At 60.3% G+C, this 14,083-nt stretch carries 14 protein-coding genes; 2 read left to right on the plus strand and 12 right to left on the minus strand.

Annotation, left to right across the window (positions count from 1 at the left end; translation table 11 throughout):
• Positions 1 to 545 precede the first annotated feature (545 nt).
• Positions 546 to 2,204 (plus strand): adenylate/guanylate cyclase domain-containing protein, encoded by a 1,659-nt coding sequence (locus MK208_RS19830; RefSeq protein ID WP_294119405.1) that lies wholly within the window; start codon positions 546 to 548, stop codon positions 2,202 to 2,204.
• Positions 2,205 to 2,367: 163 nt separating this feature from the next.
• Here the strand turns inward: MK208_RS19830 and arsJ are convergent, their stop codons facing one another.
• The 6 genes from arsJ to MK208_RS19860 all read right to left on the minus strand — a co-directional run bounded on the left by arsJ (position 2,368) and on the right by MK208_RS19860 (position 7,422).
• Positions 2,368 to 3,624, minus strand: coding sequence for an organoarsenical effux MFS transporter ArsJ (arsJ, locus tag MK208_RS19835; RefSeq protein WP_294119407.1), 1,257 nt, complete (start codon positions 3,622 to 3,624; stop codon positions 2,368 to 2,370).
• 166 nt (positions 3,625 to 3,790) lie between these two features.
• A complete protein-coding gene (locus tag MK208_RS19840) occupies positions 3,791 to 4,801 on the minus strand; it encodes an ArsJ-associated glyceraldehyde-3-phosphate dehydrogenase (RefSeq protein ID WP_294119409.1) in 1,011 nt (336 codons plus the stop codon).
• A gap of 106 nt (positions 4,802 to 4,907) precedes the next feature.
• Positions 4,908 to 5,966, minus strand: a complete 1,059-nt coding sequence (gene arsB, locus MK208_RS19845; RefSeq protein ID WP_294119410.1) for an ACR3 family arsenite efflux transporter — start codon at positions 5,964 to 5,966, stop codon at positions 4,908 to 4,910.
• A complete protein-coding gene (locus MK208_RS19850) occupies positions 5,963 to 6,511 on the minus strand; it encodes an arsenate reductase ArsC (protein WP_294119411.1) in 549 nt (182 codons plus the stop codon). Before MK208_RS19850 ends, arsB begins: the two co-directional genes overlap by 4 nt.
• A 13-nt stretch (positions 6,512 to 6,524) precedes the next feature.
• The gene (locus tag MK208_RS19855; protein ID WP_294119412.1) at positions 6,525 to 6,857 is read right to left on the minus strand and encodes a metalloregulator ArsR/SmtB family transcription factor; all 333 of its coding nucleotides are present in this window, start codon (positions 6,855 to 6,857) and stop codon (positions 6,525 to 6,527) included.
• Positions 6,858 to 6,954: 97 nt separating this feature from the next.
• The gene (locus tag MK208_RS19860) at positions 6,955 to 7,422 is read right to left on the minus strand and encodes an Lrp/AsnC family transcriptional regulator (RefSeq protein ID WP_294119413.1); all 468 of its coding nucleotides are present in this window, start codon (positions 7,420 to 7,422) and stop codon (positions 6,955 to 6,957) included.
• A 103-nt stretch (positions 7,423 to 7,525) separates the two neighbouring features.
• Here MK208_RS19860 and MK208_RS19865 point away from each other — a divergent pair, with 103 nt between their 5' ends.
• A complete protein-coding gene (locus MK208_RS19865) occupies positions 7,526 to 8,932 on the plus strand; it encodes an aminotransferase class V-fold PLP-dependent enzyme (RefSeq protein ID WP_294119414.1) in 1,407 nt (468 codons plus the stop codon).
• Here the strand turns inward: MK208_RS19865 and MK208_RS19870 are convergent.
• The 6 genes from MK208_RS19870 to MK208_RS19895 all read right to left on the minus strand — a co-directional run bounded on the left by MK208_RS19870 (position 8,929) and on the right by MK208_RS19895 (position 14,083).
• Positions 8,929 to 9,348: a PaaI family thioesterase gene (locus tag MK208_RS19870; protein WP_294119415.1), complete on the minus strand. Its 420-nt coding sequence runs from the start codon at positions 9,346 to 9,348 to the stop codon at positions 8,929 to 8,931. The genes MK208_RS19865 and MK208_RS19870 overlap by 4 nt on opposite strands.
• 112 nt (positions 9,349 to 9,460) lie before the next feature.
• Positions 9,461 to 10,237: an SDR family NAD(P)-dependent oxidoreductase gene (locus MK208_RS19875; protein WP_294119444.1), complete on the minus strand. Its 777-nt coding sequence runs from the start codon at positions 10,235 to 10,237 to the stop codon at positions 9,461 to 9,463.
• A 1-nt stretch (position 10,238) separates the two neighbouring features.
• Complete coding sequence (locus tag MK208_RS19880) at positions 10,239 to 11,264, minus strand: phosphotransferase family protein (protein ID WP_294119417.1); 1,026 nt, start codon at positions 11,262 to 11,264, stop codon at positions 10,239 to 10,241.
• A gap of 104 nt (positions 11,265 to 11,368) precedes the next feature.
• Positions 11,369 to 12,040: a histidine phosphatase family protein gene (locus MK208_RS19885; RefSeq protein ID WP_294119418.1), complete on the minus strand. Its 672-nt coding sequence runs from the start codon at positions 12,038 to 12,040 to the stop codon at positions 11,369 to 11,371.
• Positions 12,037 to 13,026: a nitronate monooxygenase family protein gene (locus MK208_RS19890; protein ID WP_294119420.1), complete on the minus strand. Its 990-nt coding sequence runs from the start codon at positions 13,024 to 13,026 to the stop codon at positions 12,037 to 12,039. Before MK208_RS19890 ends, MK208_RS19885 begins: the two co-directional genes overlap by 4 nt.
• A gap of 166 nt (positions 13,027 to 13,192) precedes the next feature.
• Positions 13,193 to 14,083 carry an alpha/beta hydrolase gene (locus tag MK208_RS19895; protein ID WP_294119421.1) on the minus strand — a complete coding sequence of 297 codons (891 nt, stop codon included), beginning with the start codon at positions 14,081 to 14,083 and terminating at the stop codon, positions 13,193 to 13,195.

The raw sequence follows: 14,083 nt of genomic DNA on the forward strand, positions 1-14,083 counted from the left end.
CCTGGGGGGAGGGTCCCTCTCGGGACCTTGCTGCGCAAGGCCCTGCCGGCAATGGGGCGCGGCGCGGCTTTGCCGAGCCGTACTGTTGCCGCTGAAGGCAAGCTGCAACTAAGGATCGCACCCGATCCCGAGGGCGGCTCTCCGTTTGGCGCGTCTCTGTCCACGCATTCCACACATTCCGTCTAGCGCAGACGTCGCGAAATCGCACCCGCCCTGGGGGGCGGGGTCGGGTGCGATCCGTCACGCTGAGCGCGACGGTTTGAAGGTTGGCGGATTGGCGCACAGAAAACCTTGGCTGGGAGTGTGTCGGGTACTCGAGGTCCAAGCCCCCCTTCCCCCACAAACTTGTGACCACAAAACCGCTGGCCTTTGCCCACCCCAGCCTCTAAGGACGCCGTCCCGCACAGGCTTTGTGCGTGGACCTGCCGGGAACTTCCGGGCATCCCCCTTGATAACGCGCTTTTCTGACCCAAGATTCTGGGCCAGGGTTGGGGCACGCGCGGGATCAACAACACGCGCCCCCTTTATTGTCAGGGAAGACATTCATGCGTCGGCGATTGACCACTTTGATGTGTGCGGATTTGGTAGGGTATTCGGCCCTGATGGGCGAGGACGAGGCACTGGCCGTGGCCTCGGTGCAGGAGCTGCGCAAGAAACATCTGGAACCTGTCGCCAAGGATCACGGCGGCGAGGTGCTCAAACGCATGGGCGACGGCTGGATTCTGGCCTTTCCCAGCGTGGAAGAGGCGCTCGATTGTGCCGAAGAGGTGCAGAGCCGCCTGGCGGAGCATGAGGTGATCAAGCTGCGCATTGGCTGTCACATCGGTGAGATTGTCGAGGATGAGGCGGATTTCTACGGCAATGGGGTGAACATTGCCCAGCGGATTGAAACCGAAGCGCCTCCCGGTGGGGCGATGTTCAGCGAAGACCTGTTTCAGGCGCTCTCTGCCGAGCGGCAGGAAGAGCTCAAAGACGTGGGTGTGTTCAATCTGAAAAACATTGCCAAGCCGATCCGCCTGTATCAGTGGCGGCCTGCCAACCTGACTACTGCGCCGGACAAGGGCGCCTTGCCGTCGGTGGGGTTTGAGCAGTTTGTGGCGGCGCCGGAAACGCCGGACAATGCGGCGATTGCCGATGATCTGCACGATGGGTTGGTGCAGCTGTCGCTGAAACGCACCGGGGTGACAACCGTGGACACGGAAAGCCTTGAGGCGACCCCGCCGGATTTCCTGATCCGGGGGCGGCTGCGGGTTGCTGGCACGCGGGCGCGGTTCACCATGTCGTTGATCTTGCGCGAAGAAATGCAAACGCTATGGACCGGCACCTATGAGGGTGATCCAAGTGATCCCTTTGCCTTTGTCGACGAGTTGATGCCACGGCTTGAGGGCGATGTGCGTTTGCAGACCATCCAACGGGATGGCGACCGGTTGGCGCATCTGAGCCTGAACCAGTTGAGCGTGTCAGAGCTGCGGGCGCGGGCGGCGTCGATGTTTTTCAAACAGACCATTCCAAGCTGGGAGGACGGGCTGGCGGCGCTGGACCGGGCGGTTCTGCTGAGCCCCGGGGACGGCATGTCGCTGGCGATGCGGGCACAAAGTCGGTTGAACCTGAGCGCTGTGAAGTTTTCACAGCTGGAGCCCGAAGTGCTGACACAGATGGGCAAAGACCTCGATGTGGCGGTGGCGGAATGCCCCACCAGCGACTTTGTGTTCTGGGCGCGTGGGGCATACCGATTGAAAGTGTTGGGTGATTTGCAGGGCGCGGCGTCCGACATTGCGCGGTCGCGTGAGATCAACCCGAACTTCATTGGCATAGTGGATCTTATTGCCCAGAAGGCGTTTTTGGCAGGCGACTATGAAGGCGCGTTGGATGCGCTGAGTGCCTATGAAGAGATGGGCAGTGAGGACCCGTTCCGCATCAACCGGTTGTGTTTCAACGCCCGAGTGCTTTTGGGCGCAGGTCAGGCGGAGGCGGCACATGTGGCTGCGCTTGAGGCGGCGGATGTGAGCCCGATGGATCGTGGTATTCAGCTATTGAAGGCTTTGGCCTGTCAGAAGGCCGGTGATACCGTTGGCCTCAAGGCCGCGCGGGCGGCGGCGGCGGACCTACCCAAGGCGCCGTCGGTGGCCATCAACCGGTTGGCACTGCCCGACGATTTGGCGTGGTTGAACGACGCGCTGCACCCGGAAGCGGAGCCGGTTTGAGTTAGGACGTCGCGCGACCGCGGGTGGGCGACCTGCCCTCAAAGAAAAGCCACAGCGACCTGCCAAATTCGCCACACAGAATAGATGTGCCAAACACTTGCAAAATCGCCCGCCCATGGGGGCGGTCGGGCGATGCCCGGTGGCCTGCGGCCTTTCTTCCGGGCTAAAGAGTGCGCAGCCGTCTCGCCGCGAGCCAACTGAGCGCGGACATGATCGCTGCGGTGAACAAGCAAAGCCACAACCCGCCGATCTGATAGCTGACACCAGAGAGCAACGTGCCCAAAAGGCGGCCTGCAGCGTTGGACATGTAGTAGAAGCCCACATCCATGGTGACGCGCTCGTCCGAGGTGAAGGCGAGGATCAGGTAGCTGTGTACCGAAGAGTTCACCGCGAAGACAAAGCCGAAGATCAGCAGCCCCAGGATCAGGATGGCAGTGAGCGCGTTGGAGGTGTCGAGCAGCAGCACGGCGGCGGTGAGGGCCAGCGGGATCAGGGTGAGGTAGCCGACCCAGTTGATCGCCTTTTGCACAACCTCATCGGTGGTGGCGTTGGCAGCTTTGAGGATGCGCGGGGCGTTGCCTTGTACCGCGCCATAAAGGATGATCCACACCGCCATGAAGATGCCGATGACGAAGAAGGCTTCTCGGCGGCCTTCCGCGGTGCCGTCTGACAGCACGGCGTTGAAGTAGACCGGGATGCCGACCACAAACCAGACGTCGCGCGCACCGAAAAGGAACATGCGGGCCAATGAGAGCCGATTGACGTTTTTGTCTTTGGAAAAGACCTGGGAGAACTTCGTCTTTTTGGAGCCTTGCGGCAGGCCGGAGGGCATGAAGATCACCACTCCCGCGAGGATCACCGTGAGGATGATGGCCATGCCCCAGACGGAGGCTTGAAAGCCCCAGATGGCAAGCAGCGCGGCGCCGAGGAAGAAGCCGCAGCCTTTCACGGCATTTTTTGAGCCGGTCAGCAGGGCAACCCAGCGGAAGAGCCCCCCGCCCACTTTGGGGGCGAGCAGTTTCACGGCGGATTTGGACGACATCTTGGAGAGGTCTTTGGCCACGCCGGAGGCGCCCTGCACGCACATCACAAAAATCACCGAGGCGGTCACGCCCCAGGCGGGGTCGAGTTGCGCCAAGGCGATCAGCGCGAGGATTTGGATGGTGAGGCCGGCGTAGAGCGTGGACGTCAAGCCAAAGCGCGCGGCGATCCAGCCTGCGGAGAGGTTGGTGACGATGCCCATGACCTCATAAAGCAGGAACAGGTAGGCCAATTGGATGGGCGAGAAACCCAGACCGTTGAAATGCAGAAGCACCAACATGCGCAGCGCGCCGTCGGTGAGCATAAAGGCCCAATAGGCGGCGGTGACGGTGATGTAGGCGGCGAGGCCGTCTGGTTTGTCAGTCTGGGAGTCGGTCATGGCGGTCTCTGAGGGCCGCGCCCGAGCCTAGGTGGGCGCAAGGAACAATGGAAATTGCCACCCGACTCGCGCAACAACCAACGAAGGTGATTGATGCAACGTCGCACATGCGCCCTCCTGGGGGGAGGGTCGGGCGCGGCCCGTGCCAGAGGCACGAGCCAAAGGGTTAAAGGCTGGCGAGCACCATGCGGGTGACGTCAGCCAAACGGAAGGCATAGCCCCATTCGTTGTCATACCACGCGTAGATTTTCACATGTTTGCCATTCACCACGCGAGTGGAGAGCGCATCGACGATAGTGGAGCGATCGTCGTTGGTGAAATCACAAGAGACCAGCGGGCGGGTTTCATAGCCGAGGATGCCCTCCAACTCACCAGCGGCGGCTTCGGCAAAGAAGCCATTGACCTCTTCCGCAGTGGTGTCTCGGCTGACGTCAAACACGATGTCGGTCAGGGAGGCATTGAGCAGCGGAACGCGCACGGCGTGGCCGTCAATTTTGCCAGCCATATCGGGGAAAATCTGGATGATCGCTTTGGCAGAGCCGGTGGTGGTGGGGATCAGGCTGTTGAGGGCAGACCGGGCGCGGCGCGGGTCTTTGTGAGCCTTGTCCACAATCACCTGTGTGTTGGTCACATCATGGATCGTGGTGAAGCTGGCTTGTTCAATGCCAAGCTTTTCGCGAATGACCTTCACCACGGGCGCAATGCAGTTGGTGGTACAAGAGGCTGCGGTGATGACCTTATGTGTAGCCGCATCGTAGGTGTCGCTGTTGACGCCGTAGACAATGTTGGCAACGTCGTCTTCTTTCACCGGAGCTGAGACCACGACCTTTTTCACGCCCGCATCAAAGTAAGGTTGCAGCTTGGCGTTGGATTTGAACACGCCGGTGCAGTCAACCACCAGATCGACGCCAAGTTCCTCAAGCGGCAACTCTTCGAGGGTCCACGCGGCGGTTTTGCGCATCTTGTGGCCATCCACGGTGATGCTGTCCTCATCAAAGGCAAAATCCGCCCGCCAGCGGCCATGCACGGTGTCAAACTCCAGGAGATGCGCGTGCAGTTCTGCGTCGCCAACGGGATCGTTGAGCAGGACAATGTCGGCGTCCAGGCCAAGATCAAAGAAGCTGCGGATCACCAGCTTGCCCATACGGCCAAGGCCATTGATTGCGATTTTGGTCATCAGAAATTCCTATCAATTAGGACCGCGGCCGAGCCTGGGTGGGTGCCAAAGGCGCCCTCCCGTGGGGAGGGTCGGGCGCGGTCCGGGCTGGCAGCCCGAACCAAGGTTAAGGTGAAGGAGGAAACCAACCACGAGTGCGATTGGCGAATGCAACAAGAGACAACATGACGGGCACTTCGACCAGCACGCCGACGACGGTGGCCAAAGCGGCGCCAGAGCCGAGGCCAAAGAGAGAGATGGCAACCGCCACCGCCAGCTCAAAGAAATTGGACGTCCCAATCAAGGCACAGGGGGCGGCCACCTCAAACGGGACTTTCCAGAGCCGCGCGGCGCCGTAAGCGATGAAAAAGATGCCGTAGGTTTGGATCAACAGCGGGATCGCGATCAACAGGATATTGAGCGGCTGGCTCAGGATCACCTGCGCTTGAAATCCAAAAAGCAGGACCACAGTCAGCAGCAATCCGCCAACAGACGTGGGCCGCAGCTTGTCGCGGAAGGCATCAACGGCGACCTCGCCCCCCTGCCCCATCAAACGGTTGCGGGTGATAACACCAACGGCCAGCGGTAGGAGAATGTAGAGCACCACGGACAACAAAAGGGTGCTCCAAGGCACGGTGATGTCGGTCACGCCCAGCAAGAAAGCCACGATGGGGGCAAAGGCGAAGACCATGATCACGTCATTCACGCTGACCTGTACCAGCGTGTAATTGGCGTCGCCGCGCACCAGATTAGACCAGACAAAGACCATGGCGGTACAGGGCGCTGCGCCCAGCAGGATCACACCCGCGAGGTATTCGCTGGCGGTTTGCGGATCGATCCACGGCGCGAAGATGACCTCGAAGAACAACACGCCCAGCGCGGCCATGGTGAAAGGTTTGATCAGCCAGTTGACCACCAGTGTGATCACCAAGCCTTTAGGCTTGCGGCCAACGTCTGCCAATGCGCCAAAATCGATCCCAACCATCATCGGGTAGACCATCGCCCAGATCAGCACGGCAACTGGCAGGTTCACTGAGGCGACCTCCAGACTGGCGAGCCAACCAAACAGGCTTGGGAACAGGCTGCCCAAGGCCAGCCCGGCGACAATCGCCAAGGCCACCCAAAGCGACAGCAGGCGTTCAAAGGTGCCAAGACCGGCGTCAAGTTCTGCGCTGTGATCGCTCATGCTGCGGTTCCCATCAATCTGCGAATGGCGGTGAGGATGTCTTCTGGCTCTTCATTTGCGCCAATCACATCCAGGTTCTTTTGCAAGGCGACAGCATCCAGACCCGCCATCGGAAGGTTCACAAAGGCGGAGATCCGATTTCGCAACATGCGATAGGATTCCGAGAAGGCCACGCGCTTTTCGGCTTCAGAGCCTTGCACCTGCGTCGGATCTGGCAAGCCCCAATGCGCCGTCATAGGCTGGCCCGGCCAGAGCGGGCAGGTTTCGGCAGCGGCTAGATCACACACGGTGAAGACAAAATCCATTTCTGGCGCGTCTGGACTGGCGAACTCGTCCCAGCTTTTGGCGCGGGCGAATCCTACGTCGTGATTGAGACCTTTCAGCAGGTCCAATGTGTAGGGATGCGGCGCCTCTTTGGGGGATGACCCGGCTGAATAGCCTTTAAAGCGCCCCATGGACTCCCTCTGAAGCACCGCTTCAGCAATGAGGGACCGGGCGGAGTTGCCGGTGCAAAGGAAGAGCACGTTGTAAGTTTTGTCGGTCATTTTGTGCGCTCCTTCAGCACCCACAAGTCAGGTCTTCAATGAGTGGCTGACACAGCTCTGGCCGACCGCCGCAGCAGTCCTGCAGAAGAAACCCCAACATCCCGCGCATGCCGTCCATGTCCGCAAAGTAGCGGATCACGCGGCCCTCGCGCTGGTTGCGCACAAGACCCGCTTGCAGCAGCACCGAAAGATTGGCCGAAAGCGTGTTTTGGCGCACGTCCAAGGCCTCGGCGATGTCCCCGGCGCTCATGCCTGCATCACCGGCCGTCACCAAAAGACGGAAAGCTTCCAGGCGGGTTTGCTGGGACAAGGCCGAAAAGGCGGTGAGGGCTGATGTCATATCCATAATTCATGAAGTATGGATATGATTGGTGAGTCGCAAGCATTTCATGCCGGTTTTCTGGCTAGCAGCGATGAAACTTTTGTGACAGCTTGGACTTTGGTTACCCAAAAACGTCGACAGGGCGATCTTCAAGCATGGTTTCCATGGAGAAGAAGCCTGTGACCGTGTCGAGCTCATAGCCGGTGGTCAGGCGGCGGTAGACGGCATCATAGCCCGACATGCCCGAGGTGATGATTTTCAACATATAATCCCAGTCACCGCCAATCCGATGCATCTCCGCCACTTGAGGAATGCGCGCCACATGGGCCTTGAACCCTTCGGCCCATTCCATGGAGTGATTGCGGGTACGCACCATGACAAAGACGGTCAGGTCGAGGCCCAACGCCGTGGGATCGATGCGCATGCGTGAGCCCAAAAGCACGCCCTCTTCCTCAAGCTTTTTCAATCGCCGCCACAGGGCGTTTTGCGACAGACCTACGCGGTCAGCAACTTCGCGTTGCGACAAAGAGGCGTCTCTTTGCAGAACATCAAGAATATTGCGATCAATTTGGTCTATTTTCTTACTCATACCGATCATTTGACCACAAATTTCACCATTTGGCGATGAGAAAAGGAGAAATTATCTATTTCGATAGGGCTAACATCCCCTCAAGACGCGCAAGAGGACCAAAATGACCAAACTGACCGCCCCTTTTGAGACATTTGCCAACACGCTGAAGACCGCCAAGGTTCCGCAAGAGTTCCTGCGGACCGGATTGATTGGCGGTGAGGCACTTATCGACACGCCAACCGGCCCAAAGAAGCTGGTCTATGCGGATTACGTCGCCTCCGGGCGAGCGCTGCGTCAGGTTGAGACCTTCGTGATGGAAGAGGTGCTGCCGTTCTACGCCAACACCCACACCGATGCGTCCTTCTGCGGCGCGCGCATGGGCGCGTTGCGTGAAGGGGCACGAGAGGTAGTGCGGGAGCATTGTGGTGCGCGCGCCCAGGAACATGCGGTGATTTTCTCCGGTTCCGGTGCGACAACCGGTCTGAACCAGCTGATGCATCTGATGGGCGTCGGCGCTGGCGATACTGTTCTTGTGGGCCCTTACGAGCACCATTCCAACCTGCTGCCTTGGCGTGAAAGCGGTGCGGATGTGATCGAAGTGCCGGAGGGCGACCTGCCCGGCCCGGACCGCAAAATTCTGACCCAGCTGCTCACGGAGCGGGGGACCACAGGCCGTGTGATCGTGGCGCTCAGCGCTGCGGCCAATGTGACAGGGGTGTGCACGGATGTGGCGGCGCTGACCCGGCTGGTCAAACACCATGGGGGGATCATGGTGTGGGACTATGCCGGGGGCGGGCCTTACTTGCCGATGCAGATGACACCGGTTGTAGGCGCAGAGATCGACGCGCTGGTGTTTTCACCACACAAGTGCATTGGCGGCCCCGGCGCGAGCGGTGTGCTGGTCATGCGCCAGGAGCTGGCCTGTGCCCGTGTTCCCTATCGTCCGGGCGGCGGCACCGTGGCTTTTGTAAACGCGCATCAGCACGACTACGTGACCAAACTGGAGCAGCGTGAGGAAGGTGGCACCCCCAACGTTGTGGGCGACATTCGTGTGGCGCTGGCATTGAAGGTGAAAGAGGTGATTGGCCAAGAGGCGATGACGGCGCGCAATGACGTGCTGACCGCGCGGGCCTTTGCCGCCTGGGAGAACGAACCACGCCTGCGGATTTTGGCACCGGAGCGCAAAGAGCGCCTGCCAATCCTATCGTTTGTGCCGCTCAATGCCTATGGCGAGCGCATTGACCACAATGCCTTCACCCGCGCTTTGTCCGAGCAGTACGGCATTCAGGCGCGCGGCGGGTGTTCCTGCGCCGGGCCTTATGTGCATGAACTCTTGAAGATTGGCGACGATCAGTCCTCGGTCATTCGCACCGACATTTTGCAGGGTCCTGGCACGGCCAAACCCGGCTTTGTGCGTCTGAATCTGAGCGTGTTGATGACGGATGAAACCGTGAATTACATCCTGGCGTCCGTGGCCGAATTGGCCCGCAGCTGGGACCTTGAACCGCAGGCAGCGATGGCAAGCTAAAGCGTTGTTGCCCGGTACTTGAAGGCACCGGAGCCGCGGGCGATGACCTCACCGGTCTCGTCCGTGATGGTGCCTTCGGCAAAGAAGGTCTTCGCGCCGCCACCGGTGCGCCAGCCTTCAGCAATCAGACCTTGGCCTTTGGGACGCGACAGGAAGTTGGTGGTCAGTGAGAGCGTGAGGGCCAGTTTTTTGTGCTCAGGCGTGCCGGTGTAGCAGCCCGCAAACCCCATGACCGTGTCCAGTAGCGTGGCATAGATGCCGCCGTGGGGAATGCCCGCGCGGTTCATCAGGTGCGGCGCGATCGGGAGCGCGAGGCGAGCGTAGTCTGTGTCCCAATGGGTCAGTTCAAACCCGAGATGTTTTTGCAGCTCATATGGCGCTTCGTCCAAAGCGGGGTCGAGTGGGGCGTGGGTCATGTCGTGGTCCATCAATAATCTGTTTCGCCCGGCATCGCCGGGCTGCGCCTGCCTGCCCCTCGGCAGGCGCATTCGCGCCAGCTCAGGCAGGCTTCGCCCTATGTTATGGCAATCACACCGCCGTCAGGCCACCATCGATCGCAATCGCCTGTCCGGTCATAAAGCTGTTCGCCGGCGCGTTGATCCACAACATCGCCTGCACCACCTCCTCGGGTTTGGACACGCGGCGCATGGGCACGCGACTGGCGATATGGGTCATGGCATCTGCGCGGCTTAGCCCTGCGCGTCCCCCAACCTGATCCGCCATTTCGTCCACCATGGGAGTTGCCGAGAAAGACGGGCAGAGTGCATTCACGCGGATGCCGCGCGTGGCGTTTTCGTCTGCCGCGGCTTTGGTCAGACCCACGACCGCATGCTTGGCTGCCGAATAAAGCGACAGATGGCCGGAGCCGACCAGTCCTGCCGCGGAGGCCACGTTGAGAATCGCCCCGCTGCCCGCCTTTTGCATCAGCGGGATCTGATACTTCATACAGAGGAACACGCCTTTGGCGTTCACGTTCATCATCAAGTCAAAGTCATCGGTTGTGAGGAATTGCAGCGGGCGCACGTCGTGACCGATGCCTGCGTTGTTGATGCCAATGTCCAGCGCGCCGAAAGCTTCGGCGATGTTAGCAACATGGGCCGCGACCTGAGTTTCGTCAGCAACATCAACCTGATCCGCGACCACTTCGATACCTTTGGCACGCAAAGCGTCCGCCACCGTAGCAAGTTGGTCTGCGTTGATGTCCGACAGGCCAAGTTTTGCACCTTGCTCGGCGAATTTTTCAGCCGCCAGCGCGCCAAATCCACTGGCGGCGCCGGTGATCATCACCACTTTGTCTTGAAACATCTTATCCACGGGTGCTGGCCTCCAGACCGGCCTGAGCAAACATCGGAACAAAGGTGCCCAGTTTGGCAGCCCGTTCTGGATCAGATGCATTGCCATCCAGCGCGCGTTTTTTTACGCCTTGGATGATGGCGCCCATGCGGAAGAAACAGAACGCCAGATAAAAGCCAAATTTCTCGATGCCCGGCAGGCCCATGCGTTTGCAATAGGCGGCGATGAACTCTTCGTCGGTCGGCAGGCCCAGCGCGGCGCGGTCGATACCGGCCAGCCCCCTGCCCTCGTTGCCCGGCGGCATTTGCCACTGCATGATCACGGCAGCCAGATCGGCATAAGGATGGCCAATGGTAGAAAGTTCCCAATCCAGCACCGCGACCACTTCGGGGCGGTCTTTGGCAAAGAGCATGTTGTCGATCCGGTAATCGCCATGCACCAAAGTGCGTTTGCCGTCGTCAGTGGGGATGTTGGCGGCAAGCCAATCGATCAATTGATCCATCTGCGGGATCGTTTCTGTTTCGCTGGCGCGGTATTGTTTGGTCCAGCGGCCAACTTGGCGTTCGAAGTAGTTGCCGTCTGGGCCATAGTCACCAAGACCGACGGCGTTGATGTCGACGGAGTGGATGGCGGCGAGGACGCGGCCCATTTCGTCGATGACTTGGGCGCGTTGGTCGTTGTCTAGCTCTGGCAATCGTGGGTCGTCGAAGTTGCGTCCTTCGATGAAATCCATGACGTAGAATGCAGAACCAATAACGTCATCGTCCTCGCACAACAGGTGCATTTTGGCGACGGGGACCTCGGTGTCGGCGAGTGCTTTTTGCACGCGGAATTCTCGATCCACGGCGTGGGCGGATTTGAGCAGCACGCCAGGCGGTTTGCGGCGCAGGACGTATTGGCCGGACGGGCTGTCGAGCCGGAAAGTGGGGTTCGATTGGCCCACGTCGAATTTGGTCGCCGTGATGGGGCCTTCAAAACCGTCGAGGGTCTCCGAGAGCCAACGCGCGACGGCGGCGGTGTCCAGTGTGGTTGCGTCCATTGCGTTTCCTCCCATTTGGCCGGGGTGCGAAGCGGACCGGCCGCGCCCGACCTCCCCCACGGGAGGGCGCATTCGCTTTCTCCCAAGGTCGGCCACGGCCTATGTTAGCTGTAGGTCAGCATCTCGTCTTGGTTGCCGCCGTCAATATGCGGTGTCTCATTGAACCCGTTGAGCCATGTGTGGCCCTTGGCCATGACCAGCCGGGCCACGGCGCAGTTTTTGACCTGCAACTGTAGCAGGATCATCTGTTCAGCAGGCGCGTTCAGCACGTCGGCGATGGTGCGCCCGATGGCGCCGCCAGAGCTGACCGCGAGGGGCGTTTTTGCGCCGGACGCGGCCACAATGGCGCGGGCTTCTCGCACGCGGTCTGTGAAGGCGGCAAAGCTTTCCGGTGGATTGTCGATCTCGTCGCGCTGCCATTCGATCACCGTGTCCCGCAGGATGCGGAAATGGGTTTTGCGGTCGTCATGCAGGCCAGCCGGTTTGTCATCCCGATTGGCGTAGCGGGCTTCGAGCAGCCCGCCAAAGTCAAATTCGTTCCACCCCGGCACAACAATTGGGTCAAGCCCGGTGCCCAGTGCGCTTTCAATGCCGTCCCAGGTCTGGCGATGGCGTCTTTGTGCGCCGATGAACACCGCATCAGGCCTTACGCCTTGACGTTTGAGCGCCGCGCCCAGCGCCGCTGACTGGCGGTGGCCGAGGTCTGACAGGTTGTCATAGTCGGCCGCCCCAAAGCTGGCTTGCGCGTGGCGGATCAGGTGGAACATCTGGCTCATGACATGCGGGCTTGAAGCCGATCCCACGCAGCGATGTATTCACGCTCCAGACGGTCAACCAGATCGGCCGTCTTGGTGACTTCCTTCACAGCGCCAATGCCTTGGCCGGAGCCCCAGATGGTTTTCCAAGCTTTGGGTTTTTCGCGGTCGCCGCCAAAGTCCATGGTTTTCACGTCCCCCTCAGGCAGATTGTCCGGGTCCATGCCTGCGTTGGTTACGGAGCCTTTGAGGTAGTTGCCAGATACCCCGGTAAACAAGGACGAATAGACGATGTCCTCAGCGCCGCTGTCGACAATCATGTCTTTGTAGCCCTGCACGGCGTTGGCCTCTTCGGTGGCGATGAAGGGCGAGCCGATGTAGCCGAGGTCCGCGCCCATGGCTTGTGCTGCCAAAAGCGATGCACCGGTGCCAATGGAGCCTGACAGCAGCAAAGGCCCGTCAAACCACTCGCGGATTTCGCTGATCAAGGCGAGCGGGCTTTGCGGGCCGGCATGGCCGCCGGCACCAGCGGCTACAGCGATGAGACCGTCGGCACCTTTCTCAATCGCCTTCTTGGCGAACTTGTTGTTGATGATGTCGTGCAGGGCAATCCCGCCACAATCATGCGCCGCCTGATTGACCTCAACGCGTGCGCCCAGCGAGGTGATCCAGACCGGGACTTTGTGTTTGTGACAAAGCTCGATGTCGCGCTCGAGCCGCGTGTTGGAGCGGTGCACGATCTGGTTGACCGCAAAGGGCGCAGCGGGGCGGTCCGGGTTTTCCTGATTGTGACGGTCCAGCTCTTCGCGGATATGCGTGAGCCAGGTGTCCAGAAGTGGGTGTTCGCCCTCGCCTTCACGTGCGTTCAGCGCGGGGAAACTGCCTATGATGCCTGCCTTACACTGGGCAATGACCAGTGCGGGTACGGAAATGATAAACAAAGGCGAGGCCACTGCGGGGATGCGCAGACCTTGAAGCGCCTTTGGAAGGTGGCTGTCACCAGACATGAGAAACTCCTGTTGTTGGTGAGCAGGATAAGGGCCTGTGGCGACCGCTCAAGCAAGAGCTTGGCAAAGTAACATGACGTCACTTTGGGCGTGCCTTTGCGGAAAGGCGTGGCTCTTCGATGGCTTGAATGCCTCCGGCGGGGATATTTGGGGACTGTGAATGGGCTTAGCGGATGAGGAACTTGCGGATATGCCCGGCGATCTCGGCAGGCTTTTGATGCAGGAGCCAGTGGTCGGCGTCCGGGATGGTTTGGAGGGTAAGATCGGCGCAGTGGTCGTCCAGTCCCGCGTAGCATTCTGGCAGGAGCGCGGTGTCGTTTTCGCCCCAGAGCAGGAGATGAGGCATGGGCACGCGCAGTAGGTGTGGCGGCAAGTTGGGCAGGTCTGCCTCTGACAAGGGTACGCCGGGGGCGGCCACCTTGAGGAAAGAGGCGCGGTACCAATTGACCATGCCGCGGATGTGATCGGCACCGCCCCAAGCAGTTTGGTAGGCAGCCAGTTTTGCGGGCGTCATCCACGACATGTCCATATGTTTGGAGAAGATACCCATCATGTGGGCGTGGTTGTTGGCGGCGAGCTTCTCTTCCGAGCACTCAGCGCGCAGCCAGTTGATGTATTGGCTGGCTTCCGATTGTGTGCCGCCTGCGGCCAATGCGCGTTGAAAGGGGATGGGGTGCACGCCATTTGCGATGATCAGATTTTGCAGGCTGCCAGGATGGCGGAAAGCCAAGCCGTAGGCCACGGCAGCGCCCCAATCGTGGCCCAGGACAGCGGCAACGGGGGCGTCGGGGCTGTAGTGGTCGAGAACGGCAACGGCGTCGCCAACCAGCTTGGAGGCGGCGTAGTGATCTACCTCAGTTGGGCGCCAGCTTTGGCCATAGCCGCGCTGATCCGGGGCGATGCAGAAGAAGTTGTCTTGCAGGTGCGGGATCAGATCGAAGTAGGCGCCAGAATACTCGGGAAACCCATGCAACATCAGGATTGCGGGCTTGGAGGGATCACCGGCCACCACCACGTGAAAGTTGTGGCCGGAAATTTTTAGTGTCTCGCTGCGCAA

This window comes from Shimia sp., assembly GCF_022448905.1.
Taxonomy (GTDB): Bacteria; Pseudomonadota; Alphaproteobacteria; order Rhodobacterales; family Rhodobacteraceae; genus Shimia.

What these genes read in the sequence shown, in the direction of transcription:
- MK208_RS19840 (WP_294119409.1), bottom strand. Translation starts at nt 4,801, where the DNA reads ATGACCAAAATCGCAATCAATGGCCTTGGCCGTATGGGCAAGCTGGTG.
- MK208_RS19860 (WP_294119413.1), bottom strand. Translation starts at nt 7,422, where the DNA reads ATGAGTAAGAAAATAGACCAAATTGATCGCAATATTCTTGATGTTCTG.
- MK208_RS19880 (WP_294119417.1), bottom strand. Translation starts at nt 11,264, where the DNA reads ATGGACGCAACCACACTGGACACCGCCGCCGTCGCGCGTTGGCTCTCG.
- MK208_RS19855 (WP_294119412.1), bottom strand. Translation starts at nt 6,857, where the DNA reads ATGGATATGACATCAGCCCTCACCGCCTTTTCGGCCTTGTCCCAGCAA.
- MK208_RS19875 (WP_294119444.1), bottom strand. Translation starts at nt 10,237, where the DNA reads ATGTTTCAAGACAAAGTGGTGATGATCACCGGCGCCGCCAGTGGATTT.
- MK208_RS19865 (WP_294119414.1), top strand. Translation starts at nt 7,526, where the DNA reads ATGACCAAACTGACCGCCCCTTTTGAGACATTTGCCAACACGCTGAAG.
- arsJ (WP_294119407.1), bottom strand. Translation starts at nt 3,624, where the DNA reads ATGACCGACTCCCAGACTGACAAACCAGACGGCCTCGCCGCCTACATC.
- MK208_RS19885 (WP_294119418.1), bottom strand. Translation starts at nt 12,040, where the DNA reads ATGAGCCAGATGTTCCACCTGATCCGCCACGCGCAAGCCAGCTTTGGG.
- MK208_RS19870 (WP_294119415.1), bottom strand. Translation starts at nt 9,348, where the DNA reads ATGACCCACGCCCCACTCGACCCCGCTTTGGACGAAGCGCCATATGAG.
- MK208_RS19850 (WP_294119411.1), bottom strand. Translation starts at nt 6,511, where the DNA reads ATGACCGACAAAACTTACAACGTGCTCTTCCTTTGCACCGGCAACTCC.
- arsB (WP_294119410.1), bottom strand. Translation starts at nt 5,966, where the DNA reads ATGAGCGATCACAGCGCAGAACTTGACGCCGGTCTTGGCACCTTTGAA.
- MK208_RS19890 (WP_294119420.1), bottom strand. Translation starts at nt 13,026, where the DNA reads ATGTCTGGTGACAGCCACCTTCCAAAGGCGCTTCAAGGTCTGCGCATC.
- MK208_RS19830 (WP_294119405.1), top strand. Translation starts at nt 546, where the DNA reads ATGCGTCGGCGATTGACCACTTTGATGTGTGCGGATTTGGTAGGGTAT.